The organism is Streptomyces meridianus (genome assembly GCF_023703325.1).
Lineage (GTDB): Bacteria > Actinomycetota > Actinomycetes > Streptomycetales > Streptomycetaceae > Streptomyces > Streptomyces meridianus.
In genome coordinates this window covers 15,585-38,748 of the sequence record NZ_JAMQGM010000043.1, presented here as the reverse complement: position 1 = coordinate 38,748, position 23,164 = coordinate 15,585, and the positions used below count along the sequence as shown (strand labels likewise).

General features: G+C 70.2%; 17 protein-coding genes. 11 read left to right on the top strand and 6 right to left on the bottom strand.

Going from position 1 to position 23,164, the window contains the following annotated elements; translation table 11 throughout:
* Window positions 1–39: 39 nt before the first annotated feature.
* Entirely contained in the window at window positions 40–1,428 is a 1,389-nt protein-coding gene (locus M1E25_RS19745; RefSeq protein WP_251417501.1) for a hypothetical protein, read from the bottom strand.
* A gap of 80 nt (window positions 1,429–1,508) precedes the next feature.
* Window positions 1,509–2,786 (bottom strand): MFS transporter, encoded by a 1,278-nt coding sequence (locus tag M1E25_RS19740; RefSeq protein WP_251417499.1) that lies wholly within the window; start codon window positions 2,784–2,786, stop codon window positions 1,509–1,511.
* 753 nt (window positions 2,787–3,539) lie between these two features.
* On the opposite strand from M1E25_RS19740, the gene M1E25_RS19735 reads away from it, so the two are divergent.
* From M1E25_RS19735 to M1E25_RS19685, 11 genes are all read left to right on the top strand, one after another.
* The gene (locus M1E25_RS19735; protein WP_251417497.1) at window positions 3,540–4,469 is read left to right on the top strand and encodes an acetaldehyde dehydrogenase (acetylating); all 930 of its coding nucleotides are present in this window, start codon (window positions 3,540–3,542) and stop codon (window positions 4,467–4,469) included.
* Window positions 4,466–5,479: a 4-hydroxy-2-oxovalerate aldolase gene (gene dmpG, locus M1E25_RS19730; RefSeq protein ID WP_251417495.1), complete on the top strand. Its 1,014-nt coding sequence runs from the start codon at window positions 4,466–4,468 to the stop codon at window positions 5,477–5,479. The genes M1E25_RS19735 and dmpG overlap by 4 nt, the downstream gene beginning before the upstream one ends.
* A gap of 41 nt (window positions 5,480–5,520) precedes the next feature.
* Entirely contained in the window at window positions 5,521–6,387 is an 867-nt protein-coding gene (locus M1E25_RS19725; protein ID WP_251417493.1) for a cupin-like domain-containing protein, read from the top strand.
* A complete protein-coding gene (locus M1E25_RS19720) occupies window positions 6,387–7,640 on the top strand; it encodes an 8-amino-7-oxononanoate synthase family protein (protein ID WP_251417491.1) in 1,254 nt (417 codons plus the stop codon). The genes M1E25_RS19725 and M1E25_RS19720 overlap by 1 nt, the downstream gene beginning before the upstream one ends.
* Window positions 7,637–8,506, top strand: coding sequence for an HpcH/HpaI aldolase/citrate lyase family protein (locus M1E25_RS19715; protein ID WP_251417489.1), 870 nt, complete (start codon window positions 7,637–7,639; stop codon window positions 8,504–8,506). Before M1E25_RS19720 ends, M1E25_RS19715 begins: the two co-directional genes overlap by 4 nt.
* Complete coding sequence (locus tag M1E25_RS19710; protein ID WP_251417487.1) at window positions 8,503–9,534, top strand: ornithine cyclodeaminase family protein; 1,032 nt, start codon at window positions 8,503–8,505, stop codon at window positions 9,532–9,534. Before M1E25_RS19715 ends, M1E25_RS19710 begins: the two co-directional genes overlap by 4 nt.
* The gene (locus M1E25_RS19705) at window positions 9,521–10,879 is read left to right on the top strand and encodes a hypothetical protein (protein ID WP_251417485.1); all 1,359 of its coding nucleotides are present in this window, start codon (window positions 9,521–9,523) and stop codon (window positions 10,877–10,879) included. The genes M1E25_RS19710 and M1E25_RS19705 overlap by 14 nt, the downstream gene beginning before the upstream one ends.
* 97 nt (window positions 10,880–10,976) lie before the next feature.
* The gene (locus tag M1E25_RS19700; RefSeq protein WP_251417483.1) at window positions 10,977–11,561 is read left to right on the top strand and encodes a MaoC family dehydratase; all 585 of its coding nucleotides are present in this window, start codon (window positions 10,977–10,979) and stop codon (window positions 11,559–11,561) included.
* 38 nt (window positions 11,562–11,599) lie between these two features.
* On the top strand, window positions 11,600–13,120 hold the full coding sequence (locus tag M1E25_RS19695) for an aminopeptidase P family protein (protein WP_251417481.1): 1,521 nt from the start codon (window positions 11,600–11,602) through the stop codon (window positions 13,118–13,120).
* A gap of 327 nt (window positions 13,121–13,447) precedes the next feature.
* A complete protein-coding gene (locus M1E25_RS19690) occupies window positions 13,448–15,829 on the top strand; it encodes a SpoIIE family protein phosphatase (RefSeq protein ID WP_251417479.1) in 2,382 nt (793 codons plus the stop codon).
* Window positions 15,830–15,976: 147 nt separating this feature from the next.
* Complete coding sequence (locus M1E25_RS19685; RefSeq protein ID WP_251417477.1) at window positions 15,977–17,218, top strand: NAD(P)/FAD-dependent oxidoreductase; 1,242 nt, start codon at window positions 15,977–15,979, stop codon at window positions 17,216–17,218.
* A gap of 134 nt (window positions 17,219–17,352) precedes the next feature.
* Here M1E25_RS19685 and M1E25_RS19680 read toward each other — a convergent pair whose 3' ends face one another.
* The 4 genes from M1E25_RS19680 to M1E25_RS19665 all read right to left on the bottom strand — a co-directional run bounded on the left by M1E25_RS19680 (window position 17,353) and on the right by M1E25_RS19665 (window position 23,038).
* Window positions 17,353–19,701 (bottom strand): glycogen debranching protein, encoded by a 2,349-nt coding sequence (locus M1E25_RS19680; protein WP_251417475.1) that lies wholly within the window; start codon window positions 19,699–19,701, stop codon window positions 17,353–17,355.
* 476 nt (window positions 19,702–20,177) lie between these two features.
* Window positions 20,178–20,801 carry a hypothetical protein gene (locus M1E25_RS19675; RefSeq protein ID WP_251417472.1) on the bottom strand — a complete coding sequence of 208 codons (624 nt, stop codon included), beginning with the start codon at window positions 20,799–20,801 and terminating at the stop codon, window positions 20,178–20,180.
* Between the two features lie 477 nt (window positions 20,802–21,278).
* Entirely contained in the window at window positions 21,279–22,493 is a 1,215-nt protein-coding gene (locus M1E25_RS19670) for a TolB family protein (protein WP_251417470.1), read from the bottom strand.
* Window positions 22,490–23,038, bottom strand: coding sequence for a SigE family RNA polymerase sigma factor (locus M1E25_RS19665; protein ID WP_251417468.1), 549 nt, complete (start codon window positions 23,036–23,038; stop codon window positions 22,490–22,492). Before M1E25_RS19665 ends, M1E25_RS19670 begins: the two co-directional genes overlap by 4 nt.
* Window positions 23,039–23,164: the final 126 nt, after the last annotated feature.

The window sequence follows — 23,164 nt, the reverse complement described above, 5'->3', positions numbered from 1 at the left end:
GTGACCGGCGACCGCACGGTCATGTCCGGGTGCGTGACATCAGCAGTCGCCCCCGTGGAAGACACAACCGACCGCAGCGCCGCTGCCCATGCTGACCACCCCCACGGCCGGATCTGTGCTGCCTCGTACGAAGCCGCCCGCGTACCCGTCGTCGCCGGCACTGCGTGCGCCCAGGTAGATGCCCCAGTTGAGGAAGAGTCCCTGCAGACCGCCGGCATGGTCGGGAAACGGCTCGGCGGCGGGACGTACACGGCGCTGGAGCACGAAAGGGCCGTTCATCGCCGAGGTGATCTTGTTCTCCCACTCCGCCGTGTCCACCTGCCAGCCGGCGGTGATTCCGTTGCCCCCGTGCAGCAGAGTCGGCTTGAGGATCAGCTCGTGCTGGTGGGCCAGGGCGTAGGCGAGCATGCCGACCCGGTCTCCGCCGGGGTCCGTGGTGCGTGGGCGAACGTACCGCGTCCACGGCAGGAGCCGGTTGATGCATGCCAGTTCGGCAGCGTCGAACAGGTCACGGTGCTGCTCGTCCGAGAGCATCGCCAGGGTGCCCTTGTTGCCGTACAGTTCGGCGTCCAGCCCGCTGAACAGGCCCACTTTGCCCTGCTCGGCCGCGAGCAGCAAGGGTTCCAGCTGGGCCGCCGAGGCGGGGTCGGTGAGGTCCTCGGCCAGGAAGTACCGGAAGACGACGTCGACGGCCCGGCCCGAGACCGTCGGACGGCCCTTCGGGTACGTGAGCCGGCCGAGGTCGCAGGCGATCCCCTCAATGCCGTGGTCGGCCAGTTTCGCAGCGAACACCTGCAGTCGGGGCCCTACGACGGCGAAGTTCTCCACCGTGTCGACGACGGCGACGACGGGTGTCCGATGGGTGGGGATGGTCGCGGCACACTCGGCGTACATGGTCCGCACCATGCAACCCAGCGTGTCCCGGTAGCGGAGGCCGTGCCGCCGGACGAACTCCTCGAGTGGTGGATAGGCCAGCATCGCCCGGTTGATGTCTGCGTTCTCGAAGCCGCCGAGGGCGCTGGTGATGTTGAATTCGAGAAGTCTGAACCCCGCACCGTCGTGATAGAGGTCGGCCCGCCCCAGCGGAAGGAGCGACCCGGTCCGGGCGCTACGTGTGATCAGCGCTGATTGCAGGGGATCCATGCCGACTGCCGCGGCCAGTTCGGTGACGTTGCCGCCGAACACCCGTTCCGGCAGCGAGCGCAGCAGCTCGTAGGCCGTGTGGAGGTCTTCCACGACGGTGCGGCGCTCGGCCTGGCTGAGAAAGGCGGGGCCGTTCAGGAACCGGTCCCGGTAGGCCAGGGTGAGCGCGGCCGACTCCCGGGCGGCGGCCGTGGGGTGGCCCGCCGGCGCATGTTGCGCGAGTTGCTCCCCGTACGCGTGCCCCAACCGCGACCTGGGCGGTCGGGGCAGGATGGTGGTCGTCACTGCATGTCCTTTCCGAAGCGGACCGCGTGTCGGGTACGGCGCCGGCCTACCACGGCGCCGCGCGCCGGCCGGCTGTCCGCTCAGTCCGTGTCCGTCGGTTGCGGAACCTGTTCGGTGCTCTGCGCGGCGCGGGTGATCCATTGGCGGCGGGCTCCCACGAGGAGCGCCATCGCGACGACCGCCATGACGACTGCGCCGATACCGAACACGGCGCGGGTGCCGACCTCGGCGGCGACGATGCCGCCGGCCGCCGCACCGACGGGCAGCCCGCCCCAGGCAACGAGCCGGTACACGCTGTTGGCCCGTCCGAGCAAGTGCTGCGGCACCAGGGTCTGTCGCAGGACGACCACGACGACGTTCCACGTCACCGTTCCGCACGCGAAGATCGCGAGAGCCACCCCGGCCGCATACGCCGACGCCATGGTGGCCAGCACCGTCTCACTCGTGGCGATCAGGGCGGCGGTGGCGACCAGCGCTGCTTCCCGGCCGAGGCGTTCCGTGAGGGCGGGGGCCAGGCGTGAGGCGATGACGGCCCCCACGGCTTGGCAGGCCAGGAGGACGCCGTACCCGAACGGGCCCAGATGGAGTACCTTCCCGCTGTGCACCACCAGCACGGCGAGCATCGCGCTCCCGGCCAGGTTGATCAGACAGGACACCAGGGCGAGGCTGCGCAGCAGGTGATGCGAGTACAGCCACTTGGCACCGGCCAGCATCTCCGACAGCACGCCGGCGCTGTCGGGCCGGGGCTCGATCGGCCGGGTGCCGCGGATGCGGCTGACCAGTACGGCGGAGCACAGGAACGTGGTCGCGTCCACGCCGAAGGGCAGAGCCATCGCCACACCGAAGAGCAGCGCGCCGACGAGCGGGCCGACGAAGCCGGCGCCGGCCTCCTGCGCGGCCATGATCCGGGCGTTGGCGGTGGAGAGCCCGGCCTGCGGGGTGATGAAGGGGACGAGGACCTGGGCGGCGTTGCGGCAGAGAACCTCGCCGACGCCGAGCAGGAACATGCACACGTAGAGCAGCGGCAGCCCGCCCCAGCCGCCGAGGATCCCGAGGGTCAGCACCGTGAGCAGGACGGCCCGGGCGATGTCGACGCGCACCATCATCGCCCGGATGTCGAGACGGTCGACCAGCAGCCCTGCCGGGATGCCGAACAGGATGAACGGCGCGGTGAAGGCGACCGAGGCCGCGCCGATCAGGCGGGGGTCGTCGGTCAGCCGGCTGGCCAGCAGGGGGGCCGCGGCGATCGTGACCCCGTCGCCGAGCGAGGACACGGCGGCGGACCACCACAGCCGGGGGAAGTCGCTTCCCAGGCGCGGCCGTTGCGAGGTGGACGTGTCGGTCGTCGACGCGTTCATGATGCCGCGTGGCAGCGCAGCCGACAGTCCATGGTCTCCCCCTCCGAATGCCGTCCCGTCGTCGCTCGCCGCCGCAAGTACCGGTCGGGCGCACGGGATTGCCGACAATAGCCGGAGTCCGCGACGGCGTCGAGTGAAGGATCGGGTTCGTCGCGAGGCAGCGCGCCTGCCGCTCGAATGGCTCGTCGCAAACCGGCCGAGCGCCGTTGGTGGGAGACCAATCTCCGTGCGAATGAGGGGGGTTGTGTCCTGTGGTCTTCTGATATGTTCACCGCCGCCGGGCGCCGAAAAGGGTGGTTGGCAGGGTGCATGCATGGGAGGGCATGCCGGTCAACGGGGTTTTCACATACTCATCAAGACCTCGGTTCGTGCACGGGCCGCCCGTTGGGGGCGGGACGAGCCGCGGCCGAGTGGTCTTGGACCTCTCGGTCCCCCAGTCGCGCGACCCCACGTCGGCTTCCTCACGTTTCGCCTCTCGGCATCCCGCCGGCAGTGCCGGGAAAGCCGACGCTTGCACCAGAGGCATCGTGACCGGTCGCGTCGGTCCACGGCCTGGAACGGACGGACATCCCGGTGAGGCACCTGGGTGCCTGCAGTCAGGGCTGCTGCCAAGCAGCCGCGCGCACGTCGAAGGGTGAGGAAAACGTTCATGGGAACCTGCGAACAGGATGCGGCGAGACGTACGCCCGGCCCCCGCCGTTGCCTCTCATGTGATCCGCAGACCGGCCACCTCATGCCGCACGGAGGCATGCGTTGACTGTCATGGCCGGTTTGACGGAAACCCACCCGGACGTCGTCGAACCGGTGACGGTCGCCGTCATCGGCACCGGGGCGATCGGCCGTGATCTGGTCAGCAAGATCGACCGGTCACCTGCGCTGGACTGCCGGCTGGTGGCCGGCCGCAATCCGGGGTCGGCGGGCCTGCGGTACGCCGAGAGCCTCGGCTACGCCACCACTGCCGACGGCATCGAGGCCGTACTGGCGGCCGCGCGCCCGTTCGACGTCGTCTTCGACGCCACCAGCGCCGCGGCCCACCTGGACCACTGGCCGCTGCTGGAGCCGCTGGGGACGCTGGTGATCGACCTGACGCCCAGCAAGGTCGGGCAGATGGTGGCGCCCACGGTGACCGGAACGTCGGCGGCAACCGGGCGCAACGTGAACCTGATCAGCTGCGGTGGCCAGGCGTCAGTCCCGGTCGTGCACGCGCTCGCGGCCCGCTTCCCGGTGACGTACCTCGAGGTCGTCTCGACCGTGGCCAGTGACGTCGCGGGTCGCGCGACCAGGCTGAACCTCGACGAGTACGTGGCGACCACCGGTCACGCCGTGTCGACCTTCTCCGGCGTGACCGACGTGAAGGCGATCCTCAACATCAGTCCGGCGGTGCCGCCGGCGACCTTCCGGACGGCCGTCCATGCCCGCATGGCCGGTGCCGACCTGGCGGCAGTGCGCGCGGTGGTCGACCGGGCGGCCGAGGAGGTGCGGTCCTTCGCCCCCGGGTTCGAGGCCGTCGCCTGCACCGCGGTCGACGACCTGGTGACGATCACCCTCCAGGTCACGGCGCACAGCGACGTCCTGCCGCCGTACGCCGGAAACCTCGACATCATCAACTCCGCTGCCGTCATGGTCGCCGAGCAGTACGCGGCCCGGCCGGACCGGGCGTCCCGGACAGGGGTGACCTCATGAAGCCCGTGGTGATTCACGACCCGACGTTGCGGGACGGCCAGCACGCGGTCCGGCACCAGCTCGGATTGACCGCGCTGCGCCGGTACGCGGAAGCGGCGGACGCGGCACGGATTCCCGTGGTGGAAGTGGGCCACGGCAACGGTCTGGGCGCCTCCTCGCTGCAGGTCGGGCCGGCCGCAGCGAGTGACGACGAGATGCTGTCGACCGTCCGGGAGGCGCTGCGCCACAGCCGGATGGGTACCTTCATGCTGCCCGGCTGGGGTACCTCCGACGACCTCCGGCGGGCGATCGCGCACGGAATCGACGTCTTCCGCATCGGCGTACACGCCACCGAGACGTCACTCGCCGAGCGTCATTTGGGCTTCCTGCGGGACGCGGGCGCCGAAGCGCACTGCGTCCTGATGATGAGTCACATGGCCTCCCCGGAGGAGCTGGCCGAGCAGGCCGCGCAGGCCGTCGGATACGGGGCGCAGGCCGTGGGAATCATGGACTCCGCGGGTCACTTCCTCCCTCCGGACGTCACCGCGCGGATCAGCGCGATCGTCGAGGCGGTCGAGACCACCCCGGTGATCTTCCACGGACACAACAACCTCGGCATGGCTGTCGCCAACTCGGTGGCCGCAGCCGATGCCGGCGCCCTGATCATCGACGGCTGCGCCCGTGGCTTCGGGGCCGGGGCGGGCAACACCCAGCTCGAGGTGCTGGTACCGGTGCTCGAGCGGAGCGGCTTCGCCACCGGCATCGACCTGTACGCACTGCTGGACGCCGCCGATCTCGCCGAGCGCGAACTCATGCCCGCGCCACCGGTGACGGCGTCGATGAGCATCGTCAGCGGCCTGGCAGGAGTGTTCTCCGGATTCAAGCACCGGGTCGTCGAACTCTCCGCGGCCGCCGCAGTGGACCCACGTGACGTCTTCTTCGAACTCGGCCGGCGACAGGCCATTGCCGGCCAGGAGGACCTGATCGTGGACGTGGTGGCGGAGCTGAGCGGCAGCAAAACCGACGGCTGACGGGGCATGTGACCGGCCTTTCAGGAAGGAGGACCAACGACATGGCAGTTGCGGACGCTGTGCCCGAGTCGAACGGGACGGCGGGTGTGGAGGTCACCCGCATGTCGTTCGACGCATTCATGGCCGTCGGCCCCCAGGGGCTCTACAAGGCCGACCGACCCGTGGTGATCGAGCTGCCCAGCAGCGTGCAGGGACTCGGCCGGGACGAAGTGGTGGCGCGCCTGGCCGAGATGAACGTCACCCTGTTCACCGAGCCGGGAGACAAGAACCACCCGGGTCGCTGGGAGACACGGGACATCAAGCTCCGCGAGTTCTTCGCGGACGAGCGGCACCTGACCAGCGCGGACACCTGGCACCGCGTGGTGTCCAACATCCGCAGCAGTCCGGCCGACGTGAACGCCGTCATCGGCTTCGACGCCCAGGAGCTCTTCGGCTACGGCAACTCCTTGTACGCGGCCAACCTGTGGATCAGCCACCGCGGCGTGTTCACCAAGAACCACTTCGACGAGTTCGAGAACTTCAACATCGCGCTCGAGGGCCGCAAGAGGTTCATCATCGCCCCACCCGGTGTGCGGGACTACTACCCGAGGTCGGTACTGCGTGGGCTGGGGGACAAGTCCCAGGTGGTCGACCTCGACGATGTCGACCTGAAACGCTTCCCGAGGCTGGCGGACAAGCTCGCCCGGCGCCGTGATTTCGTCCTCGAACCGGGTCACATGCTCTACCTGCCGCTCGGCTGGTGGCACCAGGCCGAGTCGCTGGACGAGATGAACATCAACGTCAACTTCTGGCTCAAGTCCAAGAAGATCCTCCACAGGCCACACGTGCTCGGCGTTGCGCTGTACACCTACGCCTACCGGAGATTCAAGGGCGTCTACAGCTACCGGCCCACCGAGGTGAACTCCTGATGAGCGAGCGCAAGACCATCACTCCGACCCACCGGTACCGCAACAACGACAAGCTCATCGGGATCGGAAACGCGTTCTGGAACAAGTCCTGTGAGCACGGGGTCGCCGGCATCGTCGGCGACCTCGAGGACGGTGTGTTCCACATGCCCGACGGGCACGAATTCGTCAACTTCACGGTCTGTTCCTACCTGGACCTGGACACCCACCCCAAGGTCATCGACGGTGCGGTCGACTCACTGCGCCGCTTCGGTGTACTGGACCACTGCATCCCGCGCACCCGCGTCCAGACACCGGTACTGCTGGAGCTGGAGGAGTCGCTGGGCGAGCTGTTCGACGCGATGGTGATCAGCGCGATCTCCACCGCGGCGGCCAGCACCGGCCTGCTGCCGCTGATCGCGTCGGGGCACCTCGGCAACGGCACCCGGCCGCTGATGGTCTTCGACAAGAACGCCCACGTCTCGCTGGCCAATGCCAAGCCGAGCTGCGCCGACGAGACCGAGGTCGTGACCTGCCGCCACCACGACCTCGACTTCCTCAAGGACATGTGCCGCACCTACGAGCGTGTCTGCTACGTGGTGGACGGCTCTGACAGTCTCGGCGGCTACGCGCCCGTCGACGAGTTGGCCGAACTGCAGGAGAAGTACAACCTCCTGGTCTTCTACGACGACTCGCACTCCCTGTCCGCGTACGGTGAGCGCGGCATCGGCTACGTACGCTCGCACGCTCCGGTGCTGGACGAACGGACCATCACCGTGGCGACCTTGAGCAAGGGCTTCGGCGCCGGCGGTACGGCGATCCTGCTCGACGGGTACGCAGAGGACACGCGGCGGCTCGTCGAACGATTCGCGGGCCCGCTGGGCTACTCGCAGAAGATGAACGCCGCCGCGGTCGGTGCGGCTCTCGCCTCGGCCGAGATCCATCGCACCGAGGAACTCACCCGGCTGCAGGGCCGCCTGCGCTCCAACATCGAGCTGTTCGACTCGCTGGTCGCGACCGAGCAGTCCGGCAGCACATACCCGATCCGGGTGGTGCCGATGAGCGACGAGACGGTTGTCGACGCCGCCAAGCAGGTCTTCGCGGCCGGGTTCTACACCTCGCCCGTGTTCTTCCCGATCGTCGCCCGCGGCACCGCCGGACTGCGCGTGATGCTGCGGGCCGGCCAGACCGGGGAGCAGCTGAAGCGGCTCTGCTCCGCGCTGGTCGAGGCCGGGGCGCGCCCGGCGTCCGCGCTGTCCGGGGCGGGGGCCCGGTGACCGGCGTGGTGCGGGCGATCCCGCGCAGCATCCTGTACACACCGGCCCTGTCGCTGGAACGGGTGGTGAAGGCCTGGTCGTACGACGCGGATGTCCATCTGATCGATCTCGAGGACTCCGTGCCGCCCGCCGACAAGCCGGCCGCCCGCATCGTCTGCCGGGACGCGCTGGAGAAGTCGGCTCGGGCGGCGAACGTCGCCGTGCGCATGAACGAGCTCGGCAGCCTCGCGGCGGTGCACGACGTGCTGATGCTGACCGACAGTCCGGTGAAGCCCGGCATCGTCATGATGACGATGGTGACCTCGGCGGCCGAGGTGGACCTGCTGCGCCGGATCCTGGCGTCAGGGGGAGCGCATCCGGAGATCTACGTGACGGTGGAGACGGTCGAGGCGGTCACCGGCATCGACGCCATCGCGCGCTCCGCCGACGGCCTGGTGCTCGGCTCGGCCGATCTGGCCGCCGCACTCGGCGTCGAGATCACCTGGGAAGCCATGCAGGCCGCCCGGCAGGCGATGGCGATGGCCTGCGCCCGGCACGGCACGGCCTGCATCGATACGGCCAACTTCCGGCTCGCCGAGCCGGCGGTCCTCACCGAGGAGACCACTCGGGTGCGGGCACTCGGCTTCCACGGCAAGGCGACGGTGCACCCGGGCGAACTCGACGTGATCAACCGCCTCCTGCGGCCCCGCCCCGATGAGCTGGGACTGGCACGCCGGGTGGCGGAGGCCGTCACAGCGGCCAACGGTGGGATCGCCGTCCTGGACGGCAACATGGTCGGCCCGCCGTTCGCCCGGCTGGCCCGCAGCACGGTGGCGCGCGAGGACGCCTGGACGAGCCGGTTCGGCGGCGAAGGTGCGATCGCATGATCGCATCCGTGATGATCCACGCCGCCGACATGTCCGGTAGCCGGCGGATGACCCGCGTGATCGACGTGCTCGGCGAGATGTTCGCGGACCTGGCCGCCGGTCGGACCCGGTCCCCGGCCCGTACCGTCGTCGACCACGGCGACCGGCGCGTCCTCCTGGTCAGCCCTGCCGTCTGGGAGCAGCGCGGGGTGGGCAGCGTCAAAGTCACCACGCTCACCCCGGACAACCCGGCACGCGGGCTGCCGCTGATCCACGGGATCGTCGCGCTCACCGACCTGGAGACGGGGCAGATCACCGCCCTGCTGGACGGCGCCGAGCTCACCGCCGTCCGCACCGGCGCGGTCGCCGCTCTGGCGACCCGCTGGTGCACTCCTGACGACACGGACGACATGGCGGTGATCGGCGCGGGGACGCAGGCGCGTGCCCTGATCCGGGCGACGGCGGCGGTACGCCCGATCCGCATGGTGCGGATCCACTCGCGCACGCGCGCCGGCGCCGAGAAGCTCGCCGACTGGATCCGGGAGACCGCACCCCGCTCCATCCGCGCGACGGTCTGCGACACGGCGAGGGATGCCGTCGCCGACGCGCCGATCATCTGCACGGCCACCTCGACCGGCGACAGCACACCCGTGGTGGAGGCGGGCTGGGTGGCCGCCGGGGCACATGTGAACGTGATCGGTGGAACCCACCCGGGCGCCGTCGAGCTCGACCCGGCGCTTCTGAACGATGCCGTGAACATCGTCGAGGACCGGGCCGCGGCGATGGACGGTGCGGGTGAGATCCGGGCCGCACTGGCCTCCGGCTCGATCCGGGCCGAGGACCTGTACGAGCTGGGCAGGCTGGTGAGCGGCGAGGTCGGCGTCGCCGGCCGGACGTCGGTCCTGCGTACGGTCGGGATGGCCATCGAGGACACCGCCGCCGCGGTGGCGCTGTTCGAGCTGCGCCGCGCGGCCGAGGGGGGAACGGGCACCCCGTCCGCCGTTCCGCCGGCAACGGCAAGGGAGGGAACGCCGGATGGACACGTATGAGGACCTCGGTACGGGACACGGGCACCCGTGGTTCGGACGTCACCGGCTGCGGCCCGCCGCCCCGGCGGACACGATCCGGCACCTGCTGCGGCACGAGCTCCGGGACACCGGCTGGCCGTATCAGCAGCTCCTTCCCGCGGCACCGATGGCGATCCCGCGTGCGGCCTACGCCGAGATCTTCCGGGTGAGCACCGCCCTGGTCGAACTGTTGCGCCGTACGGCCCTGGAGACCGGACCCACCACCGCCGACAGGCTGGCGGCCTACGACATGCCTGTCACCGAGGACCGGCTGTGGATGCGCGACCCGTTCATGGAGGAGCGGTACGCCGACTGTGTGGTCCGCCCGGATCTTGTCATCGGGCCGAACGGGCCGCAGTTCCTGGAATTCAACGTCAGCGGTGCGCTCGGTGGCGTCGTGGAGACGCAGAGCCGTCTGGCGGTGTGGCGCAGGCTCCACGCCGACGAGTGGGGCCGGACCCCGTTCCGTTCCCCGAACCCGTTCGCCGTACGCGCCGAGATGTTCCGGTCGCTCAGTGCGGAGCTGGCGCTGGCACCGCGCGTGGCCGTCGTCGGCAGCGCCCGGGTGACCGGCGTGGAGAGGCGGTACTTCGAGATGGAGGCCGACCACTGCAACAGCCACGGCCTGACCGCCCGGTTCTTCGAGCCGGAGGAGCTGTCCGAGGCGTGGGACTGCGCCCCGCATCTGCGTCATCCGATCGGGCTGCGGAACTTCACCATTCCGGACTGGCTCGAGGCGGGTCTCGACACCACGCCGGTCCAGGACGCCCTGGACAACGGCTGCCTGCTGGTGGGCACCCAGACGTCGACCTTCCTGCACAGCAAGCTCACCATGGGCCTGCTGTCGGAGGGGCGGCCCTGGATGACCGAGGGCGACCGGCGGCTGGTCGAGCGGTACCTGCCGTGGACGCGGGTCCTCTCGGAGCGGAAGACCGACCGCGGGGGCCGGCAGGTCGACCTGCTCCGGTTCGTGCTGGAGAACCGGGAACTGCTGGTGCTCAAAGCCGGCTTGGGGGAGAGCGGGAAACAGGTGGTCATCGGCCGTGAGGTCGACCAGGCCGGGTGGGAGTCCGCCGTCGGCGACGCCGTCGACGGCGGCACCAGCGTGGTGCAGGAGTTCGTGCAGCCGCAGACCTGCCGGGTCGCGCTGATCGCCGACGGCTCCGACGAGCCGCACGACGCCGATGTCGCCCCGGTGCTGGGACTCCTGGTGTTCGGCGGTCGCCCGGCCGGGTTGTTCTGCCGGTTCCACGGCGACGGTTCCGCCGGCATCGTCAGTGTCCGGGCAGGTACGAGCAGCTCCGACAACGTGATGGTGGTGATCTGACGGCAGCCGAAGCCCGGCCCGCCTCATGCCCTGCCCTTCGTCCCGGCGTGCCGTCCGCGCCGATCTCCTTTCAGCGACATCACCGGAGTGAAACCGCATGACCCTGCGTCACGTCAAGGACAACGACTACGTCGAGGAACACGGCGGGGACTACGAGGACTTCGAGCCCGGCATGGTGATCCGGCACTGGCCGGGCCGCACCATCTCCGAGGCCGACAACACCTGGCTGACCCTGCTGACGATGAACCAGCACCCGCTCCACTTCGACCAGCACTACGGTGCCGGCGCCGAGTACGGAAAGGTCCTGGTCAACAGCGGCATCACGCTCTGCCTGATCGGCGGGATGACCGTACAGGCGCTGTCGGCGCGGGCGGTGGCCAACCTGGGGTGGGACAAGGTCCGTCTGAAGAGCCCCGTCTTCGTCGGGGACACCCTCTACGCGACGAGCCGGATCCTCGACAAGCGGCTCTCCCGGTCCCGGCCGGGGCAGGGGATCATCACGGTGGAGACGACGGGCTCGAAGTCGACGGGAGAGACCGTCATCGTCTTCGAGCGGTCGTTCATGGTCCGCTGCCGCGAGGAGGCCGACCTGCCGGGGACCGACGACCCGGGAGGGCAGCCGTCGTTCCCGACGGCCGGCCCGATGCAACGGTCCTCAGTGGTTCGCCAGTTCGATCAATAAAGGGCCGAACGGTCGGTCGGTCTGACAGAATGTCCGGCATGACGAGCGAGAATCAACCCAAGGCCGGCCACCGCGGCACTCCCAGCAATACCGAGTTCCGCGAGTTCATGGCCTCCGGATGGGCAACCGACGACCGTTCGCCCACGCCCCGAGCCGAGGTCGCCGACCATGCGGCCCGCCGACGTGCGGCCGTGTCCCAGCGGTTCCCCGGCGATCGGCTCGTCATCCCCGGCGGGGGCCTGAAGGTGCGCAGCAACGACAGCGACTACACCTTCCGGCCGCACACCGCTTTCGCCCACCTGTCCGGGCTCGGCGCACAGGCCGAGCCCGACAGCGTCCTGGTACTGGATCCCCGCCCCGAGGGCGGACACCATGCCGTCCTGTACTTCCGTCCGCCGGCCCCGCGGGACACCGAGGAGTTCTACACCGACTCCCGGTACGGGGAGTTCTGGGTCGGCTCCCGCCCGACCATCGCTGACGTCGAGTCGCAACTCGGCCTCACCGCCCGTCACATCGACTCGCTCGCCGACGACCTGGCCAAGGACGACGCTGCTGCCCGGCTGCGCGTGGTCCGATCGGCCGACCCGCAGCTCGCCGAGCTCGTCGACACCACCCGTACCCAGGCGGGAACGCCCCTGTCCGGCGAACAGCAGGAGGAGGCCGACGAGGAGTTGGCCCGCCACCTGTCCGGAATGCGGATCGTCAAGGACGAGTGGGAGGTCGGCGAGATGCGCAAGGCGATCGCCGCCACCCACGAGGGATTCGAGGCGATCATCGCCACCCTGCCGGAAGCCGTGCGCAAGGGGCGCGGTGAGCGCTGGGTCGAGGGGATCTTCGGCCTGTATGCCCGGCACGAGGGCAATGGGGTCGGGTACGAGTCGATCTGCGCGTCCGGGGACCACGCCAACACCATCCACTGGACGAAGAACAACGGTGAGGTCCGTGAGGGAGACCTGATCCTGGTCGATGCCGGGATCGAGGTCGACTCCCTCTTCACCGCCGACATCACCCGCACCCTTCCAGTGAACGGCCGTTTCACCGACGTGCAGCGCAAGATCTACGATGCGGTCCACGAGGCACAGCAGGCCGGCATGTCCGCGGTGAAGCCGGGCAACAAGTTCAGCGACGTCCACGCCGCCGCGAACCAGGTCATCGCACGTCGCCTGCACGAGTGGGGACTGCTGCCCGAGGGAGTCACGCTCGAGCAGACCCTCGACCCGGAGCACGGGGGCTGGCACCGCCGCTGGATGGTCCACGGGACCTCCCATCACCTGGGCATGGACGTGCACGACTGCCAGCTGCTGCTGCGCGAGGACTACATGGACGGCGAGCTGAGGCCGGGCATGGTCCTCACGGTCGAGCCGGGCCTGTACTTCAAGGCGGACGACCTGCTGGCACCGGAGGAATTCCGCGGCATCGGGGTGCGCATCGAGGACGACGTGCTGGTGACGGAGGACGGGTGCGAAAACCTGTCCGCTGCGATGCCGCGCAGTAGCCACGACGTGGAGGAGTGGATCGCGAAGGTGTCAGGTTCCGCAGGCGAACGCGGCCCGAGGTAGGGCATCCAAGCCGTGCCCCTGCCGGTGGTCCGGCAGGGGCACGGCCGAGCGACCCGCATTTCGTCGCTGTGTCCGTCGTCATGTCGGCCGGTAGGGCCCCCGACGGTGCCGGCGGCGATCGGCGGGCCGCTGAGCAGCGTGTGACGTGGGGTCTCCACTCCGGCGCAGCTCATCCCGGTGCGCCGCTCCGGCTCGATCGTGAAACGGGCCCCACGGGCCCGGTGACCAGGCCGGCGCAGCGCCGGTGACGTCGTCGGGCGTGAGCGTTGATCGGCCCATACACTCGGAACGACAAGCAATTCGTCCATGGAATGCGGAAATGTTCCGATGGCCTCTTTCGTCGTCGACGGCGGTGCGCGCATCACGTCGTGGGGTACCGACGCCGCCGCGTGGTTCGGTCGCTCGGCCGAAGAGGTGCTGGGGCAGCACTGTGGGCTCCTCTTCGGCGAGGATGCCCACGAGGTGCTCGCCGACGCGTCGGTCAGGGCTGCAGCAGGCGAGATCCACACGACGGTGCTGCCTGCGACACTCGGTGACGGCACGCGACGCGATGTGCTGGTGACCTGTTCGCCGCTGAGCGAGATCACCGGGAGACCCGCCCTGCTGTGCCAGGTGGCCGACGTGGAGGAGCTTTCCTCGAACGAGGTGCGGACCGCCTTCGTGGACGCCCTGATGCGCAAATCGCCGCTCGGCCTGGGGGTACTGGACAACGACCTGCGCTACGTGCTGGTCAACGACACGCTGGCCGATTTCAACGGCGTGCCCGCCCCGGATCACCTCGGCCGCCGCGTGGGGGAGCTGGTGCGCGCCGCCGACGGCGGGGAGTACGAGAAGCGGTTGCGAAGGGTGCTGGAGACGGGCGAGTCGCTGCGCAACCTCCTGATCGCCTGCCGCACCGAGGGGCGGCCGGACCGCGACAGGGTCTGGTCCGTCTCCTTCTTCCGTCTGACGGGGAATGAGAACCAGGTGCTGGGCCTGGGCGGGATGATCTTCGACGTGACGGAGCGGGAGACCGCCCTGCTGGACGCCTCGGCCGTGCGCCAGCGCCTCTCTCTGGTCAACCAGGCCGGAACCGAGGTGGGAACCAGCCTGGGCATGGCCGAGACGGCACGCGAGCTGACCGATTTCGCCGTCCCGGAGTTCGCCGACGCGGCGATCGTGGAACTCCGCCGGGAATTCCTCGAGAGCGGGCGCCATCGTCCCGCCGGCGAACCGGTGCCGACGTTGCGCATCGCGGCGCGGAGCGTGCTGGACGACCCCGTAGCCCGACTGCTCTTCACGGTCTCCGGCAGGGAGCGGATGCACCCCGTCGGATCGCCGGTGCACGAGGTCGTGTGCACGGGGCGTGCCTGGCGAAGCCGGGTTCTGACCTCCCGGACCTTGGCGGAACTCGCCCCCGACGACGGGACAGTCGGTCTGTCCCCGGCCCGTGGCCCGGGTTCCCTGATCCTGGCTCCGCTGAAAGCCCGCGGGCGGTGTCTCGGCTTCGTCGCGTTCGCCCGTTCCACCGAACGGGAGCCGCTCGACGCGGACGACGTCAAGGTCGCCGAGGAACTGGCGACCCGGACCGCCATCAGTCTCGACAACGCGCGCCTGTACGACGAAGAGCGACGGGTCGCGATCGCACTCCAGCGCAACATGCTTCCGGACGCGAAGGACGTTGCCGGGCGGCCGGGACTCGACATCGCCTACCACTACTGGTCCACCGGCAGTTCGGCCAGAGTGGGCGGGGACTGGTTCGACGTGATTCCGCTCTCCGGCCACCGGGTCGCCCTGGTCGTCGGCGACATGATGGGCCACGACATCCATGCCGCGGCCGGTATGGGTCAGTTGCGCACGGCGATGCACACGCTGGCCGAACTCGACCTGGATCCGGTGGACCTCTTCGTCCGGCTGGACGGCATCGTCGAGAACAACCCGGCGATGGACCACGCGACCTGTGTATACGCCGTGTACAACACCGTGACCCGCCGGTGCAGCATCGCGAATGCGGGTCACCCTCCGCCGGTCCTGCGGTACTCCGACCGGACCACGGAGGTGGCCCGGGTGGATCCCGGGATGCCCCTCGGCACGGGGCTCGGCGGACCGGAGTTCACCGTCGTGGATCTGGAGCTGCCCGAGGACAGCATCCTCGTGCTCTACACCGACGGACTGGTGGAGCGCCGAAGCCGGGACATCGACGTCGGCATCGAGGCGTTGCGAGCGGCCCTCGCGGCGCCGGTGCCTTCCGGCCTCTCGGTGCAGCAGGTGTGCGACGACACGGTCGCCGCCCTCGAGAACGGCATCAACGATGACGATCTCGCGGTGCTGATGGCCCGGGCGCCGGCCGTGCCCGATCACCGATCCGCCCGCTGGACCGTGCCTCCCGTCCCCGGATCCGCGCCCCGCGCACGAGAGCTGGTCGGACGGGCGATGCGTGACTGGGGTCTGGAAGCCCTGATGGACACGGCCCAGCTGCTGATGAGCGAACTGGTCACGAACGCGGTCCGGCACGCCCGCGGGGACATCGAGATCCAGATGGCCAAGGGAGAGACGCTGGTGGTCGAGGTCTCGGACGACGACGAACGCCTTCCGCACCGGGCGCATGTGACAGAACTGGACGAAAAGGGGCGCGGGCTGGCGGTGGTCGACGGCATCGCCCGGGGGTGGGGCGCGCGGTCCGTTCGTTCCGGCAAGGTGGTGTGGTTCGAATTGCCACTGGCCGGCTGAGGCGTCGGGTGTTCCGGCGCGGCCTCGGCAGCGGTGCCGACACGCGTGCGCCGACCCCTGCCGGATCGGCGGCATCCGCTTCGGTGCGTGCGACCATTTCCGCACCTCCGGCTCGAGTCCGGCCTACGCCACACACGGGAGCGAATCATGCGGGGAACGCCCGGGAGTTGCGACGTACTGGTGGTCGGCGCCGGGCTTGCCGGGCTCGCCTGTGCCCTGGACCTGACCCGGGCCGGGCTGCGGGTGAACGTTCTCGAAGCCTCGGACGGCGTGGGCGGAAGGATGCGGACCGACCGCCGGAAGGGCTTCCTCCTCGACCGGGGCTTCCAGGTTTTCAACACCGCCTACCCGCAGGTGAAAAGACGGCTCTCGCTACGGGACCTGCGGCTGCGGCCCTTCACCCCGGGAATCCTGCTGCATCGGGAGGGCCGTCGCCTGCTGGTCGCCGACCCCACCCGGCGTCCGGGCGCCGCTGCCGGCCTCCTGCCGGGCCGGCTCCTGACCGGCCGTGACGCGGCGGCACTCGGACTCCTCACCGCACGCGACATGCTGGGGCCGGTGGCCGCCCTCAAGAGGCGGCCGGACCGGACGACCAGGACCGACCTGGCGGCCGCCGGTGTTTCCGAGGCCGCGATCGACGCCCTGTTGCGTCCGTTCCTGTCGGGGGTGTTCCTGGAGGACGAACTCGAGACCTCCGCGCGGTTCTTCCACCTGGTGTGGCGCAGCATGGCCCGTGGCACCCTGTGTCTTCCGGCGGACGGAATCGGCGCCGTCCCCGCGCAACTCGCTGCCGGGCTGCCACCCGGAACGGTCTCGCTGGAGAGCCCGGTGCGCGCCGTCGACGACGGAACCGCGGTTCTCGAGGACGGCGGCGAGCGCACCGCCCGTGCCGTCGTCGTGGCAACGGACCAGCGCACGGCGGCGAACCTCCTGCCCGGGCTGACGGTGCCGGCCCCCCGCACCGTCACCACCTATTACCACGCGACCGACGGCCCGCCGCTGGGCGAACCCACCCTGCTCGTCGACAGCCGCAGACGCTTCCTCAACAGCTGTGTGCCGAGCCAGGTGGCGCCCTCGTACGCGCCGGTGAACCGGTCGCTGGTCTCCACATCCGTGCTGGGGCCGGACGCGCCGGGGCGTGAGGGGGAGGTGCGCGGTCACCTCGGTGACGCCTACGGAACCGGCACCGGTTCCTGGGAGCTGATCGGTACGTACACGGTGGAGGGCGCGCTGCCGGCGATGACGCCCCCGTGGCCGCTGAGCCGGACGACCCGTTTCGCACCGGGCCGGTATGTGTGCGGCGACCATCGGGCGACGGGATCGGTGCAGGGTGCGCTCGCCTCGGGGACCCGGGCGGCGCGCGAGGTCATGGCCGGCCTCGGCGGCTGACCTCCGCGGGACGCGCCGGGGCACACCGGGCCATCGGGCCACCACGCGGCGATCACGGTGGTTTCCGGCCGCGTCCACCCGGCAGCAGGCCCCTGGACGGTGTCCTCGCCGCCCGGGGGCTCGCCGCCGAGGGCCTACTTGGCGATCAGTACGAGCGCGGAGCGGCCGTGCAGCCGGTAGACCGTGCCCGTGCCACCGATGAGGGCCTCGTTCCCGGGAGTTGCGACCTGCCCGGTTCCCTCGGCCCAGGCGGCGGTGTCGGTGACGCGGTACCACTGCTTGCCCGTCCCGGGCGAGGGGAGCGTGAAGTCGACATCTCCCGACCAGCCGTTGTAGCCGACGTACAGCGCGCTCGCCGAGTCCCCGAACTCGCTGCCGTCGAGGCGCCAGCCGAGGGCGTGCTCCGAGGCGCTCGTCCAGTAGGCGTCGTCGGGGGCCCCGCCTCCGGCGGTGAACCAGCTCACCTGTGCGAGGCCGTTGCCGTTGGTGTCGGAGGCCTTGTAGAAGCCCGCCGGGCGCAGGGACGGGTGCGCCTTGCGGAAGGCGATCAGACGCTGGGCGAAGGTGCGGAACGTGGCCTGGTCGCCACTCCAGGACGTGCTCAGCCAGTTGGCCGGCGAGTCCAGGTTGTAGGGATTGTTGTTGCACTTCAGGGATCGCAGGTACTCGTCACCACCGGTCATCATGGGCGTCCCGGCCGACAGCATGAGCAGGGCGAACCCGTTGCGGGCCGCCTGCCGTCGGTTGGCGGCACTGCCGCCCTGATCCCACGAGAGGTTGTTGTCGGATCCTCCGTCGGAGGGCCCGTACGGCCAGGCCTGGCCGTTGTTCTTGCTGTTGCAGGAGTAGAGGTCGGCGAGGGTGAAACCGTCGTGGGCGACTACGAAGTTGACGGAATTGAACGGCGCGCGGCCGTCGTCCTCGTAGAGGTCGGAGGAGCCGGCGAACCGGTTGGCCAACTGCCCCGGCGTGACGTTCTCCACGCCCAGTTTGTTCTGGTCGCGACGGACCGTGTCACGGAACTGGTCGTTCCATTCCGACCAGCCGGCGGGGAAGTTGCCCACCTGATACGTCCCGCTGCCCAGGGCCCAGGGTTCGGCGATCCAGTCGGTACCGCTGCCGCCCCCGGCCGGACGCGCGGGCATCCTCGCGGTGATGCTGTTGAGCGCCGTGGCGGGATCGGTCCTGCTGTACTGGAAGCAGCCGTGCTGGCAGGTGTTGCCCAGGACCGGGGCCAGGTCGAAGCGGAAACCGTCGACCCCGAGGGTTCCCTTCCAGTACGCCAGGGAGTCGGTGATGAGGCTCCGGGTGACCGGGTTGTAGGTGTTCACGTTCCCGCCGACACCCGTGTTGTCCCAGGGGCTCTGCCGGTCGGACGTCAGTGAGTAGTACGTCGGGTTGTCCAGGCCGCGCAGTGACAGCAGACTGTAGGTGTTCTTGTCGTTTGCGTTCCAGGGGCCTCCCTCGCCGGTGTGGTTGTAGACGACGTCCGTGAACACCTTGATGCCCGCGTCGTGGTAGGCCTTCACCATGGCCTGGAACTCGCGTGTGGGCCCGCCGGGACTCCGGTCCGAGGAGTAACGCCGGTCGGGAGCGAAGTAGTCGAGGGTCGAGTAGCCCCAGTAGTTGTCCCCGGAGGTGCTGGTGGGATCCACGTCGTTGGTGTCGTTCTGCGTCTCCTGGACCGGCAGGAACTCGACGGCGGTGACCCCGAGGGCGGCCAGATCGGCGGCCTTGAGCGCGGCTCCCCGGTAGGTGCCCCGGGCGGAGGCGGGGATGCCCGGGTCGTTCGCGGTCAGACCCTTCACGTGGACCTCGTAGACCACGTCGTCCTTGAGTGCACGGGTGGGCTTGGTGCCGGTGGACGCGGTGCCGTCGGGCAGGACGATGCCCTTGGGGGCGACCGCTCCGCTGTCCCGGGTCCGGTACTGCGGGCCGGTGCCGTAGACGTCCCCCGCAGTCTGCGACGGGGTGAGCGGATCGTGGCTGAGCTCCCGTGCATAGGGATCGCTCAGCAGCTTGTTCGGGTTGAAACGGTTGCCGGTGCTGTCGACGTCCGAGAGGAATCCGGCCGACGAGCCCTTCGTCCAGGCCGGATCCCAAGGCCAGTTGGGGCCCCAGGCCCGGTAGCCGTAGTAGACGGTTCCGGTGACGCCCTTCTGCTGGAGCTCCTGGACCGTGACCGTGGCCGACCAGACACCGGTCGAGGTGTCCTTCGTCAGCAGGTAACTCGCCTTTTCCTGGCTGCCGGACGCGGTGCTGTAGACGTACAGGGCGATGCGGGTGGCGGCCGAGGAGTGCACGCGGAACGTGATGCCGGTGCCGTCGTCGGAGTAGCGGGCGCCGAGATCTCCCGGCGCGGCGGCTGCGGCGGCGGTCGGAAGCGGCGGGAGCCCCGGTACGGCCAGGAGGGCGCCCAGTACCGCGGCGAGCAGGAACGGCACGAGCCGGGCTCTGGCCCGGGCGGGACGGAACGGACGCACGGCGGCTCCTTCACGAGGGGTGGGAGCCGGCGGCACGCGCCTGCAGCCGGTGAACGGATCCCGGACGTGGAAACCGGGAACCTGCTGCACCGTAGCGGTGGAACGCCACCGCGTAAACACCGCCTGCGGCACCGGCCGGACGGCGGTCGGGTGCCGTCCGCCGCCGCGGCCCCCGGGGCCAGGGTGCGCAGCAGCCACGGGCAGTGCCTGCCCGCCGTTGGCGACGGACGACTGCTGCCGGAGCAGCGAGCGATCCGGACGTGGCACTGCGTGTGAGCCATGACGTGTCCCCGGTCCCGCAGGGAGAGGCTCGGCCGGGACGGCACGAAGCTCCCCGCGTCCCGGGGAGTCACCGAGCCCTCCGGGCCGCCCCCGGCACCGTGTCGGCATGACCGAACCGAGCAGCAACCTGCCACGGTACGAACCGGGTCGGCGTTCTCAGCAACAGCGTCCGGCCCGGCGCACGGTCCGTCAGGTCAGTCGTACAGCTTGTCCACAGCCGTGCGCGTGGTGGCCCGGAAAGCCGCGGGATCGGCCTGCTCGAACGTCCCCATTCGGCCCCAGCGGACGACGGTGACCGTGTGTCCGTCCCGGCCCACGCCGAAGAGGTGGACGTCGTCCGCGGTCTCCGGGTTGGAGATCCCGACACCGTAGACGTGCGCGCCCTCCTCCACGGACATCGTCCCGAAGTCCCGCCACTCCGCGGTGCCTCCGGGGACCTGCTGCTCCCAGTCGCGGGCGCAGTTGCGGACCGACGACTCCGCCATGGCGGCCAGCCGGCGTGCCGCGCTGTCGCTCCGGGTCACGACGGTGACCTGCACGGCGTTGGTGTCGAGGTCGGTCCAGAACTGCCGGTGGGAGGCGCGCCGCTCGGGCAGGGCGTCCTCGAGGCAGAACACGGGCACCTCCGGGAGGCCCGCGGTCACCTCGCCCGCGTTCCAGTCCGAAGCCGGGTCCGGTGGCAGTTCGCCCGTGGCCAGGAAGGCCGGTGCCGGAGCGGCCTCCGACCGGGCCGTCGCCGTTCCGACGGCTGCCACGGTCAGCGCGGTGGTGGCGGCCAGCACCCCGAGCCCGGTGGTGCCATTGAGCGTCGCACGCATGATCTGTCCCCCTGCGGTCGGATCCTCCTGCACTGGAAGACTCGTGGCGCGCCCCGACGGTTGCGCCGCGCTCCGCGGCCGTGCTGCCGCGCTGCGGCGCACCGCTGTGGCAGGGCCGACCGGTTTCGCCGGTCCGGCCTCACGGTCGGGCACGGAGGAATGGCGTTCGAGGCAGGGGAGTCCGCGGTGGTCGGGGTCTCCGGCCCACCCCGCACTCATGGACGGAGCCGCCCGTGCCGATGCGCATCACCGCACCCACCGACCCGGAGCACAGTGGGGCTTCCCACCGTCTGGTTCGGCCGGCGACGGTTCGGGCCGGATTCCCGCCCGGAACCGTCGATGTGCGCAATCCGTGCATGCGGCGGACGACAGGTTCGGCCACCGGCCGACTCATGCCTCCATCCGGTACCAGCCGGATCTGTGGCGAGGACGTCCGGGCGGCTGCACGCGCAGCCGCCCGGACCCGTCGAACCGTCCTCACTTCCGGCTGAAGACGGGCGTCCACCGGCCCTCGCCGTCGGCAGCGGCCTTCCGAAAGCCGGAGAGCGGGATCACCTTCTTGCTCGTGAGGGAGACGACCAGCAACTGGTTGCGGAACTCTCCCCTGCCGGAGCACCTCTTGGGGTCGCAGCCCCACGCGATCAGGTGGCTGTCGTCCGCCCAGGCAAGCAGCTGCTGGCCGGGAACGACTTCGACCCTGCGACCGGTGGCCGCGTCCAGCACCCACGAGTTGATGCCGTCGTCCGCTCCTGCGAAGTCGCCCGCGACGCGGCGGCCGTCAGGAGACAGCCCGGCCTCGGGGTAGCCCACGTGCTTCTCGGCCTTCGGGGCGGGCATCCTCCTGCCGTCGAGGTCATAGAAGATCCGTCCCGGTGCGTACATGCTCGGCGCCCAGACCAGCGAACCGTCGTGGCTCCATGCGAAATCCTCGCGGGCGTTGCCCGGGAATCCGCTCCTGTCCCGATCGAACGGCCGCTCGGTCCACTCCGCGTTCCCGGAGGCCACGTCGAGGACGTAGAAGCCCGTTCTGCTCTGCACCGGCCCGGGCTCTTCCTTACCGTTGACGTTCATCGGCTTATCGTGCGAGAAGCGGTCCGGGTTCTTGCTGTACGTGGTGGCAAGCAGCCGCTTGCCGTCCGGCGACCACTCCACGGAAGCCAAGCCGCGGTCGACCTCGATCCAGCGGTCCACCTTCCCCGTCGACGTGTCGAGCAGCCCGATGCGCCGGGCGGGCAACTCACCCTCCAGGACGGCCGCGGTCTCCAACCCGGGCGCCACGTCGAGCCAGGCCCATTCGGTCCGCTCGTAGCGCCCGGTGGCGGGGTTGTGCACCTGCCAGGCCCGGGTCAGCACTTTGTCCCCGTTGGACTGCTCGACCCACTTGGTACCGGAGAATGCCGAGACGGCGATGTCGCCCGCGGCGATCAGCTCACGGGGCGGCGACTGGTCGGGGTGAGCCAGCACGGTCTCCGCGAAGGAGGCGGGCCGAACCCGGTCGGTTCGGCCGGTCAGTGCCGGCAGCGCTGCCGCCGTGACGACGACAGCGACGAGGGCCGCCGCCACAGCGGCGAAGCCGCGCGCCCTGCGACGGCGCCGAGCCCGCAGCACCCGGTCGGCGAGATCGGGGGAGGGCCGCACCTCCTCCTGCGACCAGTCCTGAAACGTGTCACGCACCAGTTCTTGGACGTTCACCGCTGCACCTCCACAGACGACAGCTCATGGCACGGCCCGGAGTGGTCGGCCTCCGTGGTGAACAGCTCCGGCGCTACCCGGCGCAGTTTGGCCAGGGACCGGTGCGTCGTACTGCGCACGGTGCCGACGGAGCACCCGAGGAGCCGCGCCACCTCCCCTTCCGGCAGATCCTCGAAATACCGCAGCGCCAGCACCGTGCGCTGGCGTTGCGTGAGCCGGCCCAGCGCCTGACGCATCAGAACCCGTAGCTCCGCGGCGCCGGCCCCGTCGGCCGACCGGCCCTCGGGCGGGGAGGCGACAGTCAGTTCGCGTCTTCGCCCCCGCACACGCCAGATGCCGATCTGCTGGCGGTAGAGCACCTGCCGCACGTAGGCCTCGGGGTCCTCGACGCGATGCCAGCGCCCGGCGACCTTCATCAGCGCGCTCTGGAGCAGGTCCTCGGCCGCGTGCCGGTCGCCGCCGCTGAGCAGCATCGCCGTCCTCAGCAGTGCCGGCGACCGGTGATCCACGAACTCCCGGAAGTCGTTCTCGCTGTCGGCATCCATCGTCACCTTCGCTCTGTCGGTTTGTCGGCCGTCCCATGGGACGCTCATGGAAGCGCCCCACTATGCCGCTCCGCGCGGACTACTTCCGGGCGCTCACGGATACCGTCCGCAGGGACATGTGCGGGG